This is a genomic window from Phycisphaerales bacterium (assembly GCA_020852515.1).
In the GTDB taxonomy this organism is placed as follows: domain Bacteria; phylum Planctomycetota; class Phycisphaerae; order Phycisphaerales; family UBA5793; genus UBA5793.
This window is the reverse complement of record JADZAS010000002.1, coordinates 222,260-240,835: the sequence shown is the minus strand read 5'-3', so window position 1 is coordinate 240,835 and position 18,576 is coordinate 222,260. Positions and strand designations below refer to the sequence as shown.

Below are 18,576 nucleotides of genomic sequence, written 5' to 3'. Positions count from 1 at the left end.
CTGCACTGCGCTCTCGCCGCGGACTGGCGCGGGATGGGAATCAGGGACGCGACTGGCCGGGCTTCAAGTACTCCTGGCTCTTGATGCGCCGGGCCCGCTCGGGATCGGGGTTGGTTTCAATGTCGATCAGCGTCGTGCCGGGCGCGATGCTGAACCATTCGAGGTCCTTGGTCGAAATGTTGATCATCATCTCCGACCAGAGCAGCGCCGTCGCCAGGTCGGGATTTTCTTCATAGCGGTCGATCCAGGCGTTGAAGCGGGCGAGATCGCTGCGGAACGCCGACACGAGTTCGCCGCGATCGCTCCGGGCGGTGCCGATGATCGTTGCCACCTTGCCGCCGACGGCGTCGCTCATCAGCAGGTCGTCGATCTCCTGCAGTTTCGCTTCGGCTGCCGATCGTTTGTCGGCGTCAATCTTTGCCTGTGCGAGCAACTGGTCATACTCGCTGATGAGCGCGCTGAGCCGCTGGTGGGCCGGCCCGGCCATGGCGTTGAGAATCTCGCTGGCCCTGCGCTCCGCCTCGACCTTGCCCTGCGCGGCTTCGACGTGCGCCTGGTTAACGCGCTCGTAACTGGCCTGCGCGGGCACCGGCGGGTAGGCGTCGTAGGTGGCCGTCGAGATTTCGATGCCGCACTGAATGCGATCGAGAAACTCCTGCGCGTACGCCTTCACCTTTCCGCTGAGCCGGTCGCGCGACTGGATGATCTCGTCGAGCGTGGTCTCAGCAGCGCCGAGCACGACCGCTCGCTCGACGGCGCTGCGAACCAGAGGATCGTTCATCGACAGCGGAACCGTCTCCTGGTTCTGGCGGGCGTCAACGATGCGATACTGCACGTTCCACTTCGTGTGTGCGAGGTTGTGGTCGGCGGTGATGACCGAGCCGTCCTTGCCGGGCACGAGGGTGAACTTTTCCGTTTCGGTCAGGCTCGTGAAGGGCTTGGCCTTCTGCAGTTCGCTCAACTGCGGCCAGAAGGCGTCATCGACTTCGACCGACTGCTGCGAACTGGGCACGAGGATGAAATCGCCGATCGGATAGGGCCAGACGAAATAGCCGCCCGCTTCGAGCGGCGTCGCGTCCTGCAGCCGGCCGAAGAGCAGCCGCAGGCCGCGCGACTGCTCGGGCACCTGGCGCAGGCCTGAGAAGAAGTACATCGCCACGAGGACGACCATGACCACCTGCAGCGCAATAAAGGAGATGCGCAGCGCGCTGGCAAGCGAACGGTTGGCGGGATCGAACTCGTCATCGGCGGTCGTCGTCGGCGCGAACGGGCGCCCGGCCTCGGCCGGCCGGCGGATCGGCCCCGGATCGCCGCCCGGCGGAATCGGGTTGTGCTGATCTTCAGCCATGGATCAGTTGCCGCCTTCCGCGCTCTGTGGAGCCGCGATCTTCACGGGGATTCCGTCGGGTCCCACGAGCATGTCAAAGGGCCATTGCGTCGTGGACAGGATCACCTTGGTGTCCTTGCTGATGATGGCTTCGAGCGCCTGGAGTTTTTGCAGTAGAATCGCAAAGCGTTCGTTGCGCGCCAATTGGGCGGCGAGCGCGGCTGCTTCGTGATCGCCTTCGGCGCGAATGGCGTTGGCCCGGACGCGCGCGAACGATTCAATCGTCCGCGCATCGCTTTCAGCCCTGGACGTGATGCGCTCCGCTTCGGCCTGGCCAGAAGAAGAGGTGTCGGCTGCGATCGTTTCGCGCGTCTTCTTCATCCGCTCGAAAACCGCTTTGCTCGTGTTCTCAGGCAGAATGAAGCGGCTGATGCCCACGGCCACCGGCTTGATGCCGTACGCCGACTCCACGCCCGCCGCCTGGTCTGAAGGGTTCTCGAGCAGTTCCCTGATGCGGCTTTCGATCGCAGCCAGGTTGCTCTGGCCCGCTTCGCTCTCGCCGGTTTCGGTTGTGAGAAGGTCATGGAAGTCGTATTCGGCGAACAGGCCGAGGGCGGAGCGGAGGCGCTCGTTGAGGCGCTTGTCCGCGCTCGCCTCGGAAGTGATGACCTGGAAGAAGGTCCGCGGATCCTCAATCTTCCACGCGAGAAACACCTGTGCGATGACGAGCTGGCTGTCCTTGGTCATCACGTTCTCGAGCCGCGTCTCGAGCACGCGCACGCGCGAGTCATAGTGCTTGACGGACTGGATGGGATACGGCCACTTGAAGTGCAGGCCAGGCTCCTCGACCACGCGGCCGATCTTGCGAAAGGTCGTTACGATCGCCGTCTGGTTGAAGCGCACCTGAAACGTGCAGGTGAACAGCAGCAGGGTGATGGCGACGATGGCCGCGATGACATACAGGGCGATTCGGTTCATTGATCGGTTGCCTCCGTCGGCAGGGGCATGGCTGGGGCTGGTGTCATTCGTTTCGCAACCTCTCGGCCGCATCCGCGGAAGCGCCGATGTCCGTGAGGTTGATCATGGTCGGATCCTGCTTGAGATCGATGGTGATGCGCGACATCACCCCGTCGGGGATGATGACCAGCTGCCGACCCTCGAGAGCGCGGCGCAGGGTGTTGAGATACTCGCGCACGGAATACAGCTCCGGCGCCTGCTCATAGGGCATCAGGCGGCTCTTGTGCCGGATGGCCGTGGCCAGTTTGTCGTTCTGCGTGGTCCAGCGGTCGGCCTTCGCTTCGAGAATCTCCCTCGCCGCCGAACCGCCCGCCTGCAGGAGCACCTGCTCGACCACCAGCGACTGCTCGGCGTAGCCCTCGTCGCTCAGGCCGAAGCTCCGGAGTTTTTCGATTTCGCGCGCGATGGTCTGTGCCTGTTCGACCGAGCCGGCGGCCCGGGCGAGCCTCTCGGTGGCGACGCGGAGCGCATCCTGGATCGTCGATTCGCGCGTCTCGCGCGCTTCGAGCACCTGTTCAAAGCTCGCCGCGACGTCCTTGGGCGGGTGGATGCCCGCGACGCCGACGAACACGACCTGGATGCCCGAGTTCCAGCGGTCGAGTTCCGTCTGGATGCGCCCGCGAAGGTCGTCGGAGAGCGCGGCCCGCCTGGGCCCGAGCACCTGCTCGATTGACATGCCCGCCAGCCGGCGGTTCACCACGCGCGTGGCGATCTGGCGGATCAGCGCTTCGCGCTGGCTGTCGTCGCCGCCGACGAAGTTGATGTAGTTGAGCAGTTCCGAGGTTCCGTCGGCGTCCCGGCCGTCCTTGATGCGGAACTGCACGGGCACCTCGGCGTTGACGACGGCGATGCTCCGCGCCAGATTGCCGGAGCCTGAGTTCTCCGTCTCCTGCTCCGCACCTATCCGTCCCGGGCCGACGATGATCAGTTCTTCCTGGCCCAGCGTGTGCGCGTTGTCCCAGAGGATCGGCGCCTTGTCGTCTACTTTCGCGTGCCCGTCTTCACTCGCCGTGCCCACGAGCACCTGGTGGATCTGCGATACCGGGTAGCGCTCGAGCCGTTCCCACGGCCACTTGACGACCGCGCCGGATTCGAACACGTGGCCATCGCGGCGCAGATCGCCGAAGGACGTCACGATCGCCTGCTCGCCGGGCTGCACGATCGCCACGCACCGCAGCAGGGCAATGAGCAGCACCACAAAACCCAGCAGCGGCAGAATCTGCCGGCTGAGCAACTGGTAAAACCACGTCGAAGTGACGGAGAAGCCGAACTGGTAATTGATCGCGTCGTTGATCGACTTGACGACCGATTCCGGAGCGGCGAGCAACCCGAGGACGCGTGAATCGAACGCCGGCTGCGGGTACTCGCCGGGCTTGCGCGGCGTGTAGAGGTTGAGAACGAACGCGATGATCACCTCGAGGCCGAGGACGATCATGTAGATCGGGAAGACGAACGCCAGTGCGGCCAGGATGTCCTGATTGCCGTTGAGCCGGAAGCCGTAGCCCACCGCCAGTGCAGCGTTGAGCAGGGCGGCGCCGATCGTCGCCGTCGCTCCAGCGCGCAGAAGCCGCCACGCCGGCTGGCGGCTCATTCCACCGAGGAACCATGAGACGACGAAGCAGACCAGCGCTATGGCCGCCGTGATTCCCACGCCATAACCCGCTGAGCCGGGCTCCGCCACCACCGGGCCCTGGTCTCCCCGCGAGGAGACCACGCCGCGCTGCCACCAGCCGATGGCGATCAGCAGCGCGGCGATGAAGAGGCTGGAGGCCGGCACCAGGTAGCGGTGCATCCACTTCAGGCGGCTGGCGTGCTGGGGAACTTCGTTCTCGTCAAAGTCGAAGATGCTGCCGGTGGCTTCGGCGCGGGTGCGCAGTTGTTCGTGTTCGAGCGACTCGAGCCGCTCGAGCCGATGCTGGTGGAACAGTAGGATCAGGACGACCCAAACCGGAATGCCGCACAGCATCGAATAGGCGGCAATGCGCGTGGCGTCGTCCTTGAGGACGTAGCCGAGCAAGAAGACAACCGCGGTGAGCACGAGATGGAAAATAGAGGCGAAGATGGCCGCCACCGCGGCCCGCCGGTATGTCTCGTGATTGATTCGCATAGTGTGGCGCTGCCCTCGAACCCGCACGAACGTGTCGGGGAGAGTCCCCGTCGAAAGAGCGAACGATACCCGAAGCCTGCAATTCAAGCAACCGCCGGCACATGCCGGTGGCAGATGATGGTCTCGCCCCAGGCCGCGACGATGGTGTGGCCTCGTCGCGGCATCCGCCTCAAAGACTCGGCTACGGGCCCGATTTGAGTCCGGTTCGAAGAGAGTTCGAGGTTTTTTCGCACTCCGGCAAACCCGCCTACGATAGCCGGCGTACCAAGTCTTCCCCGGCTGCTCCCGCGCCAGGTCCGTCACCGCCTCGCGGATGGATACATGTTCCAACAGTTCTTCGCTATCGTCCGCAACACGTTTCTAGAGAGCATTCGCCAGCCGATCTACCTTGTGATGCTGGGGATCGGGCTCATTGCGCTCCTTATAACGCCGGGCCTGAGCACCTTCACGCTCTCGGACGACAACCTGTTCATGGTCGACATGGGCCTGGCGACGATTTTTTTGTGCGGGCTCATCATCGCCGCCTTCGTGGCCACGAGCGTGGTCACGCGCGAAATCGAGAACAAGACGGTGCTGGCGCTGGTCTCCAAGCCCGTGGGCCGGCCGGTTTTCGTGCTCGGCAAGTACGTCGGCGTCGCGTCGGCCATCCTCGTCGCCGCCATCATCATGTCCTGCACGTTCCTGCTCATCAAGCGCTACGGCGTGATGCAGACCGCCCGCGACACGGCCGACATGCCCGTGATCGTCTTCGGCCTCATCGCGCTTTTCGGGTCGCTGCTTATCGGTATCTGGTGCAACTTCTTCTATGGCTGGGTGTTCACGAGCACCACCGTCGGGGCCATGCTGCCGCTCTCGATTCTCGCCTGGATCGGCGTTCTCATGTTCGACAAGGAATGGAAGTTCCAGATGTTCGAACCCATGGAAACGCCGTTCGGCACGATGAGGATGATCTCTGCCAGTTTCGATCCGCAGATCATCCTGGCCCTGGCCGGCGTGTTCCTGGCGCTGCTCGTCATTGCGTCCGTGGCGCTGGCCGCCTCGACGCGCCTCGGGCAGGTCATGACCGTGGTCGTCTGCCTCGTCGTCTTCATGGCCGGGCTGCTCACCGACACGCTCTTTGGCCGGCGGGCGTTCGAGTCCAAGTCGCGCGGCCGCATCCTCGCCATCAACGTCATCGACGATCACAACGACAACTTCAGCGACGACGGCGACACGTATCACATCACCGTCGATCGCGGCATCGACATCACCGACAACGAAGCCGTCTACCTCTCATCGGACAACCTCGGCTTCGGCCTGCTCGGCCCTGGCCAGGCCGTGCTCAAAAACGCGTCGTACAACACGGCTGATCTCGTGAAGCGCGGCGACGACCCGATGGAGCGGCCGCCGCGCGTCGATGATTATCTCATCGACGGCCCGCAGCGGGTGCACTCGCTGTGGCGCATCGCCTGGTCGGTTCCGCCGAATCTGCAGGCGATGTCGTTCGGCGATGCGCTCAACCAGGGGCACTTCATCCCGCCGACGCACCTGGGCCTGGTGGGCCTCTACAGCCTGCTCTACATCTCGGGCATGCTCTCGCTGGCCGTCATCCTCTTCCAGACCCGCGAAGTGGGTTGAGGTCGAGCAAAGTGAGGGAAATCACCTCGAAAGCGGCGTTTGTGACGCCCGTTCGAGCGTCGTTCCGGTACGATCCGTGAGACGACGCGAGCTGTCACTTACTCCGAATCATCGTTGCGCGTTGCGAGGCGAGGAGTCGAGTATGAACGCATCACGTGGATTCGTATCGTGCATCGCAGCGGCTGGAGCCATTGCGGCATGCTCCCTCCCGGCCAGCGCTGGCGATTTAAACCTTGAAGTTGCGGGTCAGGGCCCTGGCGAACTCACCCTGCGTTGGAGCGGCGCTGAACCGAACCGCCAGATGGCGATTCTCTATGGCGAAGATCTCGGTCTGTCGCGCAGCATCCGCGTCTGCGAGGGAACATGGATCGGCATGAGCGGCGTGCGTCTGGTGCGCGTCGTTTCGACCCGGTCCGCGGGCTCCGGGTCCGTCACGGGTAGCGCTTCGCCTGATGCATGCGGCGGCTACCTTCAGCTCATGGTGCTCAACAACACCTACGTGTGCCAGACCAGCAACGTCGTGCAGATTTCGAACTGATCGGACGGAACGAACTCTTCGACGAAAGGAGTGGAGCATGCAGCCGTCTCGAGTCGTACTCGCGTGCGTTGTCGCAGCTTTCTCCGTTTTCGTCCCGGCAACTGTTTCCAGCGCCGCCGACCTGACACTCGAGGTTACAGGTCAATGCCCCGGTGCGATCACGGTGCGCTGGAACGGCGCTGAGCCGAATCGGCCCCTGGCAATCATTTATGGCCAGCGCCAAGGCGCCACCATCATCCCGAGCGGCCCGTGCGGAGGAACGCAATTGGGAATCGCCGGCGGCGTTCGCCTCATTACGGTGATCGGAACTCGCTCCAACGGACAGGGGAGCGTGAGCGGACAGGCGAGCGAAGTTGACTGCGGCGGCTACCTGCAGCTGCTCGTCAAGAGTTCGCCGTGTGTGCCGAGCAACGTCGTGCAGATTCCGGAGTGACCCGCCACCCGCCGGTTAATCGTCCGCCGAGATAACATTCGGCCCCTTGCCGGCCTTCTTCTCATAGAAGCCGCCGCCGGCCCGTTCGTACTTGGTGAAGCCGAGGCGATCGAGGTTTTCGTTGCTGATCCGTTTGGCCTCGGCCTTGTCGGTATGCTTGAGGGGGATGTTGGCGGCTTGGATGACCCGCCGCACCGGCCGGCCCGTCTCAGGGTGCCTCTTCAGCGGCTGATCGCTCATCTTCTGGAAGACCTCGAAGACTTCGCCTTCGCTGCCGTCTTCGTTGATGACTTGGTAGACGTACGTGGGCATGACCGATGGTATGCGACCGCCCCGGACTCATCGGCCAGCCGGCAGCGCCGTCAAGGCTGCGCTGGAATTGCCCGATCCCGTCGAACCTGGCGCGGGCCGAACTCGTATCGCGATAGATCGCCCCCGGACTCGCTGTGCCGCCGGGCCTACGGTTCCCGCCTCGACTCCGGGCCGCTGCCCATTTTGGAGAAGTCTGCGATGTCTCAAGCCGGTTCCCCGTCCGCCGCCCAGCCCCACGATCACAGCCACGACCACAGTGGGCACGATCACAGCCACGGCCACGGCCCCGGCCACAAGCACCAGCACATCCACGACGCCAGTTGCTGCGAAATGCACAGCACGAACTCCTCGGAGGGTTCGATCGTCTTCGCGCTCGTCGGCGGGGCGATGGTGCTCACCACGGTGATCGCGGGCCTCTTCGGCCTCGATGAAGAGATCCGCGTCATTCCCGCCGCGATCGGGGCGGTGCTGCTGTGGATTCCGCTGCTCATGGCGGCGGGGCGGGAGATCAAGAGGGGACGGCCGAGCAGTTCGGTGCTCGTCGCCCTGGCCATCGGCGCCGCCCTGGCCACGGGCAAGTACGCCGTCGCCGGCGGCCTGGCGTTCATCCTGTTTCTCATGGATGCGGTGCTTCGCCGCACCGCGTGGGGCGCCCACCGCGCCATTGAGCAACTCGTCGGCCTGACGCCCGACACCGCGCGCGTCGTCATCGACGACGTCGAGCGCGAAATCGATCTCGACAAACTTGAAGTCGGCACGATCATCCGCGTCCGCGCCGGCGAGAACTTCCCGGCCGACGGCCGCGTGGCCACAGGCCGCACGACGATCAACCAGGCCAGCCTGACGGGCGAATCCGCTCCCGTCGAAGTCGAGAGCGGCTCGATGGTCTACGCCGGTACGACGAACCTCACCGGCGTGATCGACGTGGAGGTCACCCGCGTCGGCCAGGACACGACCATCGGCAAAGTCGTCAATCTCATCAACGAAGCCGAGCAATCCAAGACGCCGCGCCAGCAGATCATCGAACTCGTCGCCAGCCACTACGTCTGGATCGTGCTGTTCGTCGCGCTGGCCGTGTTCATTCTCTCGAACACACCCGGGGACGTGACCGGCTCGCAGACCGCGATCGAAAAGGCCATCTCGGTGCTGGTGGTGACGTGCCCGGGCGCGCTGCTGCTGGCTTCGCCCACGGCGATGGTGGCCGCGTTCGCCGCCGCCGCGCGCCTGGGAATCATGATCAAGAGCACGACCGTGTTCGACACGGCCGCAGGCATCGACACCGTGGTGCTCGACAAGACCGGCACGATCACGACCGGCCACTTTGCGGTCAGCCGCCTCGCGCCGTCCGAAGGCGTGGATGGTGCTGATCTGCTCACTGCCGCTGCGACGGCCGAGCAGCATTCGAATCACCCGCTGGCCGCGGCCATTCTCGAAACCGCCCGCGCCGCGCGCATCACCCCGCCGCGCGAGGGTCAGGCGGAAGAGGTGCACGGCCTGGGCGTGAAAGTCACGCAGGGCAGCGAGACGCTCTACGTCGGCCGCGCCAAGTGGCTTCAGCGCATCGACGCATCCGTTGGCGAACAGATCGCCGCCGTCGAAGGCCGCATCGAAGGCATGACCGGCGTGCACGTGATGCGCAACGGCAAGTACCTCGGCGCCGTGGGCCTCGAAGACAAAGTCCGCCAGCAGGCGCCCGGCGCCGTCGCCCGCCTGCGCGAGCTGGGCGTGCGCCTCGTGTGCATGTTCACCGGCGACCGCCTGCCGGTGGCCAAGCGCGTGGGGCAGGTCGTCGGCATCGACCACATCGAAGCTGAGTGTCACCCGGAAGAGAAACACGCGCGCATTGTCGAACTGACTCGCAGCGGCCGTCGCGTCATGATGGTCGGCGATGGCATCAACGACGGGCCCTCGCTGGCCGCGGCGGACGTCGGCGTGGCCATGGGCCTGGGCGGCACGGACATCGCCGCCAACTCCGCCGGCATCGCGCTCATGAACGACGATCTCGACCGCCTGCCGTTCCTGCTCGAACTGGCTCGCAAGACGCGCATGGTCATCACGCAGAACATCATCGCGTCGATCGTCATCGCCATCATCGGCATCACTCTGGCCGCCAGCGGACAACTCGGCGGAAGCATGATCTTCTGGGCCGCCGTCTACCACTCCTTCGGCGATGTGTTTGTAATTGCCAACTCCTTCCGCCTCGTTCGCTACGGCGAAGAGCACGACCGACACGAACCCATTGCCGCCTCGACCGGTTTTGGGCATTACACCGTTCAGCCCGCCGGGGCATGATCGTCCGAAACCGATCGGGCTGACCGGCATTCGACTCTCGCGCCCGCGCTTGCGGGCGCTTTTTATTGCGCCATCCGGTTTGCGTGGGGCGGCCAGGCTATTAATGCACGGTCCCTCGTTCTACCTTGCAGGGCTGCATGGCTGGCCAGGCGCCGAACATCTCGCCCTACGACCCGCAGGCCGAGCCGCGCTGCATCGACTGCTTCTATCCACTCGGCGGTCTGGACAGTCACAAGTGCCCTGAGTGCGGCAGGCCGTTTGATTTTCGCGATCCAACCTCGTTCACGCTCAAGCCGCCATTCATGTTCTGGACCTTCTGGCTGCCCGGGCTGCTGCTGGCGCTCGGTGGCGGCTTCGGAGTCGGGGCGCTGTTGATCATCTACGGCAACTGGGGCGCGGCGCTCTGGTTCGCCCTGCCCTTCGCGTGCGGCGTGATCCTCGGCTATCGCGTCATGCTCCGCTGGTACATGCTCGTGCTCTTTGGCGTCATCCTGCTCATCTCCTGGGTGATCGGCCTGATGACCTTCGGCATGGCGGGCGCGTACTGCGGCGTGGTGCTGGCCGTCATCGTCGCCGTCCCGATCAGCGCCGGCATCGTCTCGGGCCTGTTCCTGCGCCTTCGTCTCAAGGCCAGTCAATTCAGCCAGCGCGCGCACCTGCCCGTGTGGATCGCGCTCGCGTTCCCGCTGGCGTACGGCGCCTTTGAAGGCCGGCCGCAGCCGACGACCGGGATGGAGACCATCGCGACGGAGGGCGTCATCGCCTACCCCGCTCAGTTGTGCTGGGACTCGCTTATGTTCTACGAGGATGTGCAGCACAAGGCCCCGTGGCTCATCCGCACCGGCCTGGCCACGCCCGTTTCGACCAGCGGCGCCATCACCGGCGTCGGCGATCAGCGCACCTGCAACTACACCTACGGCCGGCTGGTCAAACAGGTGACGCTCTACGACGCGCCGAATCGGCTCGACTTCGACGTGGTCGAACAGTTCCGCGTGTACGAGCATGATGCCGAATTACTCTCCGGCTCGTTCCAGTTCATCGCCCTCGATGAAGACACGACCAAGGTCATTCTGACGACGACGTATCGCCCCCGGCTCGGGCCGCGCTTCGCGTGGCGGCCGTTCGAGCGCTACGCGGTGCACGGCCTGCACGAGCACGTGATCGAAGGCATCCGCCTCGAAGCCCAGCGCCGGTCGAACGAGAACAAGGACCGCATCGGCAGCAGAGGAGACGACGGTGCGCATCACGGTGGATGAGCGCTGGCGCGTCTGCGCCCGCATGCGCGTTGAATGTGATGTGCCGCTCGAGACGGCCCAGCGGCTGTTGAACGATTTTCGCGCATTTCTGATCGCCGACCCCCTGCATCAGCGGATCACCTTCGACAACGGCGAACCGGATGATCCCGGCGAGATCCGCGGCGAAGCGATCACCATCCGCCACGCACTGCTGGGTGTACACATCGACCGGGCCGGGCGCATCCTGCGCTGGAGGCCGGGCTTCGAACTGGCCGTGAGCGATCTGTCGCAGCGCGGCCGCAGCGTCGGTTTTCCGCACATGTGCCGCTACGTGCTCAGCGAGCGCCGGCCGCGGGGCCACAGCCTGCTCTACGAGGTGCGCGGCGTGTGGACGGCGCGCTGGGTGCCGCGCTGGGTCGTCCGGCTGTGGCTGGGCTGGGTCATGCAGGCCACGCGCGGCCGCCTGCTGGCGCACCTGGCGAAGCACGCCTGACTTTGCCTCTCGGCGACGCCCTACGTCACGCCGAGGGCGGAGCCGCCTCCGCCGGCGTCCACGGGTCAACCACAAGCCGATCGCCGCACTCGGGGCAACGCGGCGAGTCGATGAGGCGGATGTCGTAGTTGCAATTGGGGCAGACGCTTGCGGCCAGTCTCGCGGCCCGTTTGCGGCGCGGATCGAAAAGATTCATCAGCGCGAACACGAGCCAGCACGCGGACCAGACGAATGCGAGCAGCACCTGCCAGAATGCGACATTGAGCGCAGCGCCGATCCAAATGAAGCGGCGCTCGTGCTGCTCGAACTGAAACTGCAGTTCTCCGGCCGCCAGCGCCGCCACACCCAGCGGTTCGCCGAATTCATAGTCGCGCAGCGCTTTCGGCGCGGTGCGGGCGAGTCGGACAGCATCTTCGGTTGACATCTGTTCGCCGTTGTCCAAGAAGAGCATGACGTTCGGTTGCGAGCCTCGGAAAATCGCGAACGGGCCGAAAACGCCGCGAGTCGTCGCGCGCCGGCCCCAGATGAAATCGCCGATGCCATCACCGGGCAGCTTCGTCTTCCCGCGTGCCGGGGGATCGACGAGGGCATAACCGTCTGCGGTCGCGATCACCTTTGCCGAGCGGAAGTAGCCGTGCGTGGCGCGCCCAGAGCTCGCGGCGGCAAGCAAGACGATCAGCACACCCGCGGACGCCGGCAGGGCGAGCGATGCCCACGTCATCGCCGTGCCGACATGCACATGCGGAAACCATCGGCAGCGCCCCTGCCACTCAGGCGGCGGCGGCCGGTCATGAATGCGAATCACTCTAACGGGTTCACTGGACAACGCGAGGCTCCGGTCCGGGCCGCTCACGCGCGCCCCGGTTCGACGGTCAGGACGTCGCCGCACTCGGGGCAGCGGCCCGATGTGGTCATTCGCAGATCATATTTGCATCCGGGGCAGACGCCCGCCACAAGCCGCAGCGCCCGTTTGCGCCGCGGGTCGCAGAGTCGATGCAGCGCAGAGACAAACCATGCGATGCAGGAACAGACCAGCAGGAAGTAGGCCCAGAAGGCAATGTTGGAGACGATCCCGCCCCAAACAACGGACCAGGGGCCCGGCTGGAAGCGAAACGAAACGAATCCATCGCCGTCAGGAGAGATCTCATCAATCGTCGGGGAGACCAGGCGCGGGAAAAGCTCGCGCGCGCTATTGAACAGCGATTGATACTGTTCACGAGTCGGCGCGTGGCCGGGGTCTATTCGCAGATGAGCCGTCGGTGTCGGTCGCTGCACCACGGTGAAGACACCGAAGTAGGAGTGTTCTTCCCTCCAGTAGATAACGTGGCCATCGCCGACGATTTGGCCGACGCTCGCTTCGGGTCGATCCGCATCTTCGATGCAGCGGTAGCCATCGGAAGTGTCCAGAATCGTGAATTGATCACTGCCAAACCGCCGACTTCCGCCGAGAGCATTCGGGAAGCTGAGCAGCAGAGCTCCGAGCATCACAGAGAGAACCCCGGACGCCATCAATGCCACGTTCGGCTCCGTGCCCAGCCATCCTCTTGACTTGGCCAGCCAGTTCGCCGCCCGGTGGTAGCAATCGTGTCGCGATGCTTTCGGCTCTCTGCACATGCCTGGCCCGTCAGCGACGTCCTCTCCGTGCTGTTCGCAGTCGGCGCGGGTCAGGTTGCAATATCTCGGGAACCCAGCGCCGCAGTTGCGGCTACGCCCGCGCTGGATTATCGTTCCGGCTCGCGACTTCCGTCGCGGGCGCAGCCTCTACGGTGCGCGACCCCAGCCCCAGCCGCGAATCGGCCGGGAAGATGCGGACCTCGCCGCACTCTGGGCAGCGGATGACGGTGCGCGGCAGGCCGTCGAAGCAGTAGCCACATGCGAGACAATGGTCGGTGACGATGGATGAGTCGTCGCTGCTGCGACCCGACGGGCGAAGCAGATACTTGCGCAGCGCCTGCTCGGCGAAGCCTCTCACGAAGAGTGTGAGCAGGATGATCGCTGTCAGGTCGAGCACCATGGCTCGGACTTCGATGAACACCGCCACGCAGACGAGCGCGAGCGCCACGACAAAGCCGTACGCAAATCGCAGCAGCGCCGAGCCCGCTTCCTGCTTGCGGATGATCCTGGCGTGCGACAGCGGCAGTGCCGCGAGAAGCACCGGCGTGATGGCGGCCAGGCTCGCCCGAGTCAGCACGAACGCGCCGAGCGCATAGACGACCAGACCTGCGCCCAGCGCCAGGCCGTACACCAGCAGCACCGGCCACGGGTCCAGGTCTCGATGAAATCGCTGCTCGGCATCGATGCGCGCCTGCGAGCGCTGGTCAGGCGAGAGATCGGCGAGGGGATTGGGAACTTTGGGCACAGCAAAGGCCTCATGGCGGTCCGGACGAAACGCGAAACAACAGTCGCACGATTCTACTGTTCATGCATGCAGAGCCGCATCATTGTCGCGTATGTGGTTGCCGGGCTGGTCGTGGTGGCTGCGGCGGTACTGTCTCTTCGAGAGTGCGCGAACGTTGTAGCCGCCCTCGGACCCGAGCAAATTCCCACTGCGGCGGAGTTCGAGCAACTCAAGGCCGAGGGCGATGAGATCATCTTACAGATCGAGGAATACAAGCAGGCGCACGGGCAATACCCGGACTCGCTTGCGGCCGCAGCCATCGTGCCACCGCCGGCAGACTACGGCGGATGGCAGTACGTCCGTACAGAGCAGGGTGGCTTCCAACTCAGCATCGGTCAGTACACCGTGCGATCGCCGTTCACACTATTCAAACGCGCCGGCGACGAGGAATGGCGTGTGGATGGCTAGAGCCCACCTAAGCAGGGCGGGATCGCTAACTTGAGAAGCCTGCCGAATTGCCGGGCCTGCGCCGAGCCTTGTCCCGACCTACGCGCTCACACGCTCGTCAAAAAGCGCAGGTCGTTCTCGAACAGCCAGCGGATGTCGGGGATGCCGTACTTGCGCATGGCGATGCGTTCGATGCCCAGACCGAAGGCGAAGCCGGACCACTCCTCCGGGTCGTAGCCCACCGCCTTGAATACGTTCGGATCGACCATGCCGCAGCCGCCCAGTTCGACCCAGCGCCACTGGCCGCGCACGTTCATCTTGATGTGCATCTCGGCGCTGGGCTCGGTGAACGGAAAAAACGACGGCACGAGTTTCACTTCCGCCTCGGCGCCGAAATACGCGTGCGCGAACTGCAGCAGCGTCGTCTTCAGATCGACCATCGACACCTGGCGATCGACGTACAGCCCTTCGATCTGGTGGAACATGAACGAGTGCGTCGCATCCACTTCGTCAGGGCGGTAGACGCGCCCGCACGAGACGATGCGCAGCGGCGGTGTGGTGCTTTCCATCGCGCGGATCTGCACCGTGCTCGTCTGCGTGCGCAGCAGGTGCTTGCCGTCGATGTAGAAATTCTCGAGCGGGTCGCGGGCCGGGTGGTCAGGAGGAATGTTGAGCGCGACGAAGTTGTGGTACTCGTCTTCAACCTCGGGGCCGGAGGCCACGGTGAAGCCCATGCGCGCGAAAACCTCGATGAGTTCGTCGATGGTGCGCGTGATGACGTGCGTACGGCCGATGGTGACATCCAGCCCCGGCTCGGTGACGTCGAGCATCGGCCCCGCCGCCTGCGGCCTGGCGGCGCCCACCGACGATTTGCGCTGGTCGAACGCCCCTTCGAGCGCGACCTTCACTTCGTTCATGCGCTTGCCGACCGCGGGGCGGTCGGCGGGCGAGACGTCTTTCATCGAGCCGAGCAGGCCCTTGAGGCGACCCTTGGGGCCGATCCACGCGAGGCGCCACTGCTCGAGCGCCGCCGGGTCGGCCGCCTCGCCCAGCGCGGCCAGCGCCTGGCTTTCAATCGTGTTGAGTTCGTCGAGCACGGCGGTCATGAGACGAGTATAAGCAAGCGGGCGGCGTCACGAAGACGCCGCCCGGCACTGGTTCGAATGACTCGTTCACCGGCGACGCCACCGTCTCCGGTAAGCGATCGGCCCGGTCAACCTGCTGCGGCAGCCGGCTCCGCTGGCGCCTTGCCCTGCACCTTGGCGGCAAAGTCGCGGCGGCGCTGCTTGGCGACGCGGCGCGGCGATCGGCGGCCGCCGATTTCCGGGCCTTGCTCGTCGCCGACCATCTGCAGCACGACGAGTTGCGATCCGTCGCCGATGCGGTTCTTGGCGAGTTTGACGATGCGGGTGTACCCGCCGTCGCGATCGGCAAAGCGAGGCCCGACGTTCTCGAAGATGTGGCGGACCAGCTTGGGGCCCTTGCTCACTTCGCCGTAGCGGTCGCGCTCGATCTTGCTCTCGTCGTCGCACATGATGCGATCGCGCAGGAGCTGAATCGTGCGCCGCCGGGCGTGCAGGTCGCCGCGCTTGGCCAGCGTGATGATCTTCTCGACGAAGGGCTGGACGGCCTTGGCCTTGGGCAGTGTCGTGGTGATCTGCCCGTGCTCGAAGAAGCCGGCCGCCAGGTTGCGGAACATCGCGCGGCGATGCTCCGTGTCCATCGAGAACTTTCGTCCGTACATCCGGTGACGCATGACCGGTCACTCCTTTGGCTGCAACGCGCGCTCAGCGCACGCTCATCGTTTCAAGGTCAAATCCCTCGGGCAGTTCGGACCCGAGCGTCAGTTCCATCTCTTCCAGTTTCTTCTTCACTTCGCGCAGCGACGTCTTGCCGAACGAGCGGACCTTGAGCAGGTCGCTCTCGCTCTTGCTGATCAGTTCCGCGACGGTGCGGATGCGGGCCGCCTCGAGGCAGTTGCTGGCGCGAACCGAGAGGTCCAGTTCGTTGATCGGCATGCGCAGCTTGCGCAGCAGTTTTTCCTCCACCCCCGCCGCAGCCGAAGCCTCGGGCGACACGCGGGTGGCGCCGATCTCGGTATACTGCACGAACGGGTTGAGGTGCTTGCGCAGGATCTTGGCCGCCTCGACCAGCGCCGTCTCGGGCGCGACCGTGCCGTTGGTCCAGACTTCGATGACGAGCTTGTCGTAGTTCGTCTTCTGACCCACGCGCGTGTCTTCCACCTTGTAGCGCACGCGGCGCACGGGCGAGTAGATCGCGTCCAGCGGAATGACGCCGATCTCCTGCTCTTCCATCGCCTCGTACTGCTCGGCCGCCGGCACGTAGCCGCGACCCTTGGAGACGACGAAGTGCATCTCGAAATCGACTTCTTCGGTAAGCGTGGCGATGACGAGGTTCTTGTTGTGAATGGTGATCGCCGCGTCGGCCTCGATAAGGTCGGCGGTCACTTCGCCCGGGCCGGTCGCGGCCAGGCTCATGGTCTTGGGTTCGTCCCCTTCGAGTTCGACGACGAGATTCTTGACGTTCAGGACGATGTCGGTGACGTCTTCGAGGACGCCCTTGAGGGTCGAGAACTCGTGCTCGGCGCCGATGATTTTCACGCTGCTGACCGCCGCGCCCTCAATGCTCGAGAGCAGGATGCGGCGCAGACTGTTGCCCACGGTGGTGCCGAACCCGCGCTCGAACGGCTCGACGGTGAACCGGCCGAAGGTGGGCGTGTTCATCGCCGGGTCCTGGACGACACGGCCGGGCAGTTCAAGCCCTCTCCAGCGTACGCGTCTGGTGCTCATGGTCTTCGTTCCTTGGGCAGATCCCTTGGGGGAAACCGCCGGCTGATCGGAGACATTCGCCTCTGCCCGAAGCGAAGCCCCTGCTGAATCCGGCGGAGCAGACAATCAAAGGCGAAGGCCCGTCGAGGCGGTCAGGCCGCGGCGAGCAAGTGATTCAAACGCGGCGCTTCTTGGGAGGACGGCAGCCGTTGTGCGGCACCGGTGTGTGGTCCTCGATCGCCGTGACTTTCAGTCCCGAGTGCGACAGGGCGGTGACGGCCGACTCGCGTCCGCCGCCCGGTCCCTTGACGCGGATTTCGATCTCCTTCATGCCGACCTTGCGGGCCTTCGACGCCGCCGACTCCGCCGCGCGGGTGGCGGCAAACGGCGTGCTCTTGCGAGCGCCCTTGAAGCCGACCGTGCCGGCCGAGTCCCAGGCAATGGTCTCGCCGTTGACGTCGGTGATGGTGACCTGTGTGTTGTTGAACGTCGCGCGGATGTGTGCGATGCCCCGAATGACGTTCTTGCGGACCTTGGCGGTCTTCTTGGCCATGAAGTAACCCTTTCAGTTCCTGGCGTTGCCTTCTCCGAACAGTGCGGCAGGCAACTGGCTGATTCGCCCCGGCCCGGCCACGGGCGCGGAGCGCGATATGTACTGTCACAAGGCGATCAGGCCTTGACGCTCTTCTTTCCGGCCACGGTCTTCTTGCGGCCCTTGCGCGTGCGGGCGTTGGTGCGCGTGCGCTGGCCGCGAACGGGCAGGCCGCGCCGGTGGCGCTCGCCGCGATAGCAGCGGATGTCGCGCAGTCGCTGGATGTTCTGCGAGACCTGGCGCCGCAGCGTACCTTCGACGAGGTAACTCGAGTCGATGATGCTGTTGATGCGGCTGGCCTCTTCGCCCGACAGGTCGCGGGCCCGCTTGGTCGGGTCGATCGCGGCTTCGGCGAGAATGTCGTCGGCGAACTTCGGGCCGATGCCGTAGATGTACCGAAGCGCGTAGCGGATCGGCTTGTTGTCGGGAATATCAACACCAGCGATACGTGGCATGTCCTGTACCTCACCAGACCCCGTTCACGCACGGGGTCGAACTGACTCACTCAACCCTGGCGCTGCTTCATCCGCGGGTTCTTCTTGTTAATGACGTAGAGCTTGCCGCGGCGGCGGACGATCTGGCAGTCCAGCGTGCGGCGCTTGACGCTCGATTTCACTTTCATGACACAATCCCTTCAGCCGGCCCCGGGCCGGTCGTTTCGCGAACTCAATAATAGCCGTTATCCCGCACAGGCCAAGCGGCGTCAAGAGGGCCCGATCAGTACCGGTAGGTGATCCGGCCACGGGTCAGGTCGTAAGGGCTGAGTTCGACCGACACCTGGTCGCCGGGGAGGATGCGAATAAAGAACTTGCGCATCTTCCCGGAGACGTAGGCGAGGATCTCGTGGCCGTTCTCGAGCCGCACCTTGAACATGGCGTTGGGCATCGCGTCGACCACTTCAGCCTGCAGAACTATCTTGTCATCTTTGGCCATACGGACTCCGCGGCAAGGTCCACGGGCCAACCTTGCCAATCCTCGAAAACTGAACGCGATTGTAGGTCGCGCCGGATCGCCCGGACCAGCAGGGCAAATTACCTGC

The 18,576-nt window shown here is 64.8% G+C and carries 21 protein-coding genes; 7 read left to right on the top strand and 14 right to left on the bottom strand.

Going from position 1 to position 18,576, the window contains the following annotated elements:
• Nucleotides 1-40 precede the first annotated feature (40 nt).
• Genes IT430_01150 through IT430_01140 form a run of 3 tightly spaced genes read right to left on the bottom strand, consistent with a single transcriptional unit; the run spans nt 41 to nt 4,451 of the window.
• On the bottom strand, nt 41-1,348 hold the full coding sequence (locus IT430_01150) for a hypothetical protein (protein MCC6906523.1): 1,308 nt from the start codon (nt 1,346-1,348) through the stop codon (nt 41-43).
• A gap of 3 nt (nt 1,349-1,351) precedes the next feature.
• Nucleotides 1,352-2,305: a protease modulator HflC gene (locus IT430_01145; protein MCC6906522.1), complete on the bottom strand. Its 954-nt coding sequence runs from the start codon at nt 2,303-2,305 to the stop codon at nt 1,352-1,354.
• 43 nt (nt 2,306-2,348) lie between these two features.
• On the bottom strand, nt 2,349-4,451 hold the full coding sequence (locus IT430_01140) for a hypothetical protein (protein ID MCC6906521.1): 2,103 nt from the start codon (nt 4,449-4,451) through the stop codon (nt 2,349-2,351).
• A gap of 321 nt (nt 4,452-4,772) precedes the next feature.
• On the opposite strand from IT430_01140, the gene IT430_01135 reads away from it, so the two are divergent.
• The 3 genes from IT430_01135 (at nt 4,773) to IT430_01125 (ending at nt 7,039) form a co-directional block, all read left to right on the top strand.
• Nucleotides 4,773-6,068, top strand: coding sequence for an ABC transporter permease (locus IT430_01135; protein MCC6906520.1), 1,296 nt, complete (start codon nt 4,773-4,775; stop codon nt 6,066-6,068).
• A gap of 142 nt (nt 6,069-6,210) precedes the next feature.
• A complete protein-coding gene (locus tag IT430_01130) occupies nt 6,211-6,606 on the top strand; it encodes a hypothetical protein (GenBank protein ID MCC6906519.1) in 396 nt (131 codons plus the stop codon).
• A gap of 37 nt (nt 6,607-6,643) precedes the next feature.
• Complete coding sequence (locus IT430_01125; protein ID MCC6906518.1) at nt 6,644-7,039, top strand: hypothetical protein; 396 nt, start codon at nt 6,644-6,646, stop codon at nt 7,037-7,039.
• A gap of 15 nt (nt 7,040-7,054) precedes the next feature.
• Here the strand turns inward: IT430_01125 and IT430_01120 are convergent, their stop codons facing one another.
• Entirely contained in the window at nt 7,055-7,351 is a 297-nt protein-coding gene (locus IT430_01120) for a hypothetical protein (GenBank protein ID MCC6906517.1), read from the bottom strand.
• Between the two features lie 198 nt (nt 7,352-7,549).
• On the opposite strand from IT430_01120, the gene IT430_01115 reads away from it, so the two are divergent.
• The 3 genes from IT430_01115 (at nt 7,550) to IT430_01105 (ending at nt 11,371) form a co-directional block, all read left to right on the top strand.
• Entirely contained in the window at nt 7,550-9,643 is a 2,094-nt protein-coding gene (locus tag IT430_01115; GenBank protein ID MCC6906516.1) for a cation-translocating P-type ATPase, read from the top strand.
• 137 nt (nt 9,644-9,780) lie between these two features.
• A complete protein-coding gene (locus IT430_01110; GenBank protein MCC6906515.1) occupies nt 9,781-10,899 on the top strand; it encodes a hypothetical protein in 1,119 nt (372 codons plus the stop codon).
• Nucleotides 10,880-11,371, top strand: a complete 492-nt coding sequence (locus IT430_01105) for a hypothetical protein (protein ID MCC6906514.1) — start codon at nt 10,880-10,882, stop codon at nt 11,369-11,371. Before IT430_01110 ends, IT430_01105 begins: the two co-directional genes overlap by 20 nt.
• A gap of 25 nt (nt 11,372-11,396) precedes the next feature.
• Here IT430_01105 and IT430_01100 read toward each other — a convergent pair whose 3' ends face one another.
• The 3 genes from IT430_01100 to IT430_01090 form a co-directional block, all read right to left on the bottom strand.
• Nucleotides 11,397-12,092: a hypothetical protein gene (locus IT430_01100; protein MCC6906513.1), complete on the bottom strand. Its 696-nt coding sequence runs from the start codon at nt 12,090-12,092 to the stop codon at nt 11,397-11,399.
• Nucleotides 12,093-12,220: 128 nt separating this feature from the next.
• Nucleotides 12,221-12,889, bottom strand: coding sequence for a hypothetical protein (locus tag IT430_01095; protein MCC6906512.1), 669 nt, complete (start codon nt 12,887-12,889; stop codon nt 12,221-12,223).
• A 187-nt stretch (nt 12,890-13,076) separates the two neighbouring features.
• Nucleotides 13,077-13,730 (bottom strand): hypothetical protein, encoded by a 654-nt coding sequence (locus IT430_01090; GenBank protein MCC6906511.1) that lies wholly within the window; start codon nt 13,728-13,730, stop codon nt 13,077-13,079.
• A gap of 66 nt (nt 13,731-13,796) precedes the next feature.
• Here IT430_01090 and IT430_01085 point away from each other — a divergent pair, with 66 nt between their 5' ends.
• The gene (locus tag IT430_01085; protein ID MCC6906510.1) at nt 13,797-14,177 is read left to right on the top strand and encodes a hypothetical protein; all 381 of its coding nucleotides are present in this window, start codon (nt 13,797-13,799) and stop codon (nt 14,175-14,177) included.
• Between the two features lie 86 nt (nt 14,178-14,263).
• Here the strand turns inward: IT430_01085 and pheS are convergent, their stop codons facing one another.
• The 7 genes from pheS to infA form a co-directional block, all read right to left on the bottom strand.
• On the bottom strand, nt 14,264-15,262 hold the full coding sequence (pheS, locus tag IT430_01080; protein ID MCC6906509.1) for a phenylalanine--tRNA ligase subunit alpha: 999 nt from the start codon (nt 15,260-15,262) through the stop codon (nt 14,264-14,266).
• 107 nt (nt 15,263-15,369) lie between these two features.
• Nucleotides 15,370-15,912 (bottom strand): 50S ribosomal protein L17, encoded by a 543-nt coding sequence (rplQ, locus tag IT430_01075; protein MCC6906508.1) that lies wholly within the window; start codon nt 15,910-15,912, stop codon nt 15,370-15,372.
• Nucleotides 15,913-15,943: 31 nt separating this feature from the next.
• Nucleotides 15,944-16,966 (bottom strand): DNA-directed RNA polymerase subunit alpha, encoded by a 1,023-nt coding sequence (locus IT430_01070; protein MCC6906507.1) that lies wholly within the window; start codon nt 16,964-16,966, stop codon nt 15,944-15,946.
• Nucleotides 16,967-17,120: 154 nt separating this feature from the next.
• Entirely contained in the window at nt 17,121-17,498 is a 378-nt protein-coding gene (rpsK, locus tag IT430_01065) for a 30S ribosomal protein S11 (protein ID MCC6906506.1), read from the bottom strand.
• Nucleotides 17,499-17,614: 116 nt separating this feature from the next.
• The gene (rpsM, locus tag IT430_01060) at nt 17,615-17,992 is read right to left on the bottom strand and encodes a 30S ribosomal protein S13 (GenBank protein MCC6906505.1); all 378 of its coding nucleotides are present in this window, start codon (nt 17,990-17,992) and stop codon (nt 17,615-17,617) included.
• A 50-nt stretch (nt 17,993-18,042) separates the two neighbouring features.
• Nucleotides 18,043-18,159, bottom strand: coding sequence for a 50S ribosomal protein L36 (rpmJ, locus tag IT430_01055; protein MCC6906504.1), 117 nt, complete (start codon nt 18,157-18,159; stop codon nt 18,043-18,045).
• Between the two features lie 95 nt (nt 18,160-18,254).
• Nucleotides 18,255-18,470, bottom strand: a complete 216-nt coding sequence (gene infA, locus IT430_01050) for a translation initiation factor IF-1 (protein MCC6906503.1) — start codon at nt 18,468-18,470, stop codon at nt 18,255-18,257.
• Nucleotides 18,471-18,576: the final 106 nt, after the last annotated feature.

What these genes read in the sequence shown, in the direction of transcription:
- IT430_01130 (MCC6906519.1), top strand. Translation starts at nt 6,211, where the DNA reads ATGAACGCATCACGTGGATTCGTATCGTGCATCGCAGCGGCTGGAGCC.
- IT430_01115 (MCC6906516.1), top strand. Translation starts at nt 7,550, where the DNA reads ATGTCTCAAGCCGGTTCCCCGTCCGCCGCCCAGCCCCACGATCACAGC.
- IT430_01135 (MCC6906520.1), top strand. Translation starts at nt 4,773, where the DNA reads ATGTTCCAACAGTTCTTCGCTATCGTCCGCAACACGTTTCTAGAGAGC.
- IT430_01120 (MCC6906517.1), bottom strand. Translation starts at nt 7,351, where the DNA reads ATGCCCACGTACGTCTACCAAGTCATCAACGAAGACGGCAGCGAAGGC.
- IT430_01140 (MCC6906521.1), bottom strand. Translation starts at nt 4,451, where the DNA reads ATGCGAATCAATCACGAGACATACCGGCGGGCCGCGGTGGCGGCCATC.
- rpsK (MCC6906506.1), bottom strand. Translation starts at nt 17,498, where the DNA reads ATGGCCAAGAAGACCGCCAAGGTCCGCAAGAACGTCATTCGGGGCATC.
- rplQ (MCC6906508.1), bottom strand. Translation starts at nt 15,912, where the DNA reads ATGCGTCACCGGATGTACGGACGAAAGTTCTCGATGGACACGGAGCAT.
- rpmJ (MCC6906504.1), bottom strand. Translation starts at nt 18,159, where the DNA reads ATGAAAGTGAAATCGAGCGTCAAGCGCCGCACGCTGGACTGCCAGATC.
- IT430_01150 (MCC6906523.1), bottom strand. Translation starts at nt 1,348, where the DNA reads ATGGCTGAAGATCAGCACAACCCGATTCCGCCGGGCGGCGATCCGGGG.
- IT430_01085 (MCC6906510.1), top strand. Translation starts at nt 13,797, where the DNA reads ATGCAGAGCCGCATCATTGTCGCGTATGTGGTTGCCGGGCTGGTCGTG.
- pheS (MCC6906509.1), bottom strand. Translation starts at nt 15,262, where the DNA reads ATGACCGCCGTGCTCGACGAACTCAACACGATTGAAAGCCAGGCGCTG.
- rpsM (MCC6906505.1), bottom strand. Translation starts at nt 17,992, where the DNA reads ATGCCACGTATCGCTGGTGTTGATATTCCCGACAACAAGCCGATCCGC.
- IT430_01110 (MCC6906515.1), top strand. Translation starts at nt 9,781, where the DNA reads ATGGCTGGCCAGGCGCCGAACATCTCGCCCTACGACCCGCAGGCCGAG.
- IT430_01070 (MCC6906507.1), bottom strand. Translation starts at nt 16,966, where the DNA reads ATGAGCACCAGACGCGTACGCTGGAGAGGGCTTGAACTGCCCGGCCGT.
- IT430_01145 (MCC6906522.1), bottom strand. Translation starts at nt 2,305, where the DNA reads ATGAACCGAATCGCCCTGTATGTCATCGCGGCCATCGTCGCCATCACC.
- infA (MCC6906503.1), bottom strand. Translation starts at nt 18,470, where the DNA reads ATGGCCAAAGATGACAAGATAGTTCTGCAGGCTGAAGTGGTCGACGCG.
- IT430_01100 (MCC6906513.1), bottom strand. Translation starts at nt 12,092, where the DNA reads ATGACGTGGGCATCGCTCGCCCTGCCGGCGTCCGCGGGTGTGCTGATC.
- IT430_01125 (MCC6906518.1), top strand. Translation starts at nt 6,644, where the DNA reads ATGCAGCCGTCTCGAGTCGTACTCGCGTGCGTTGTCGCAGCTTTCTCC.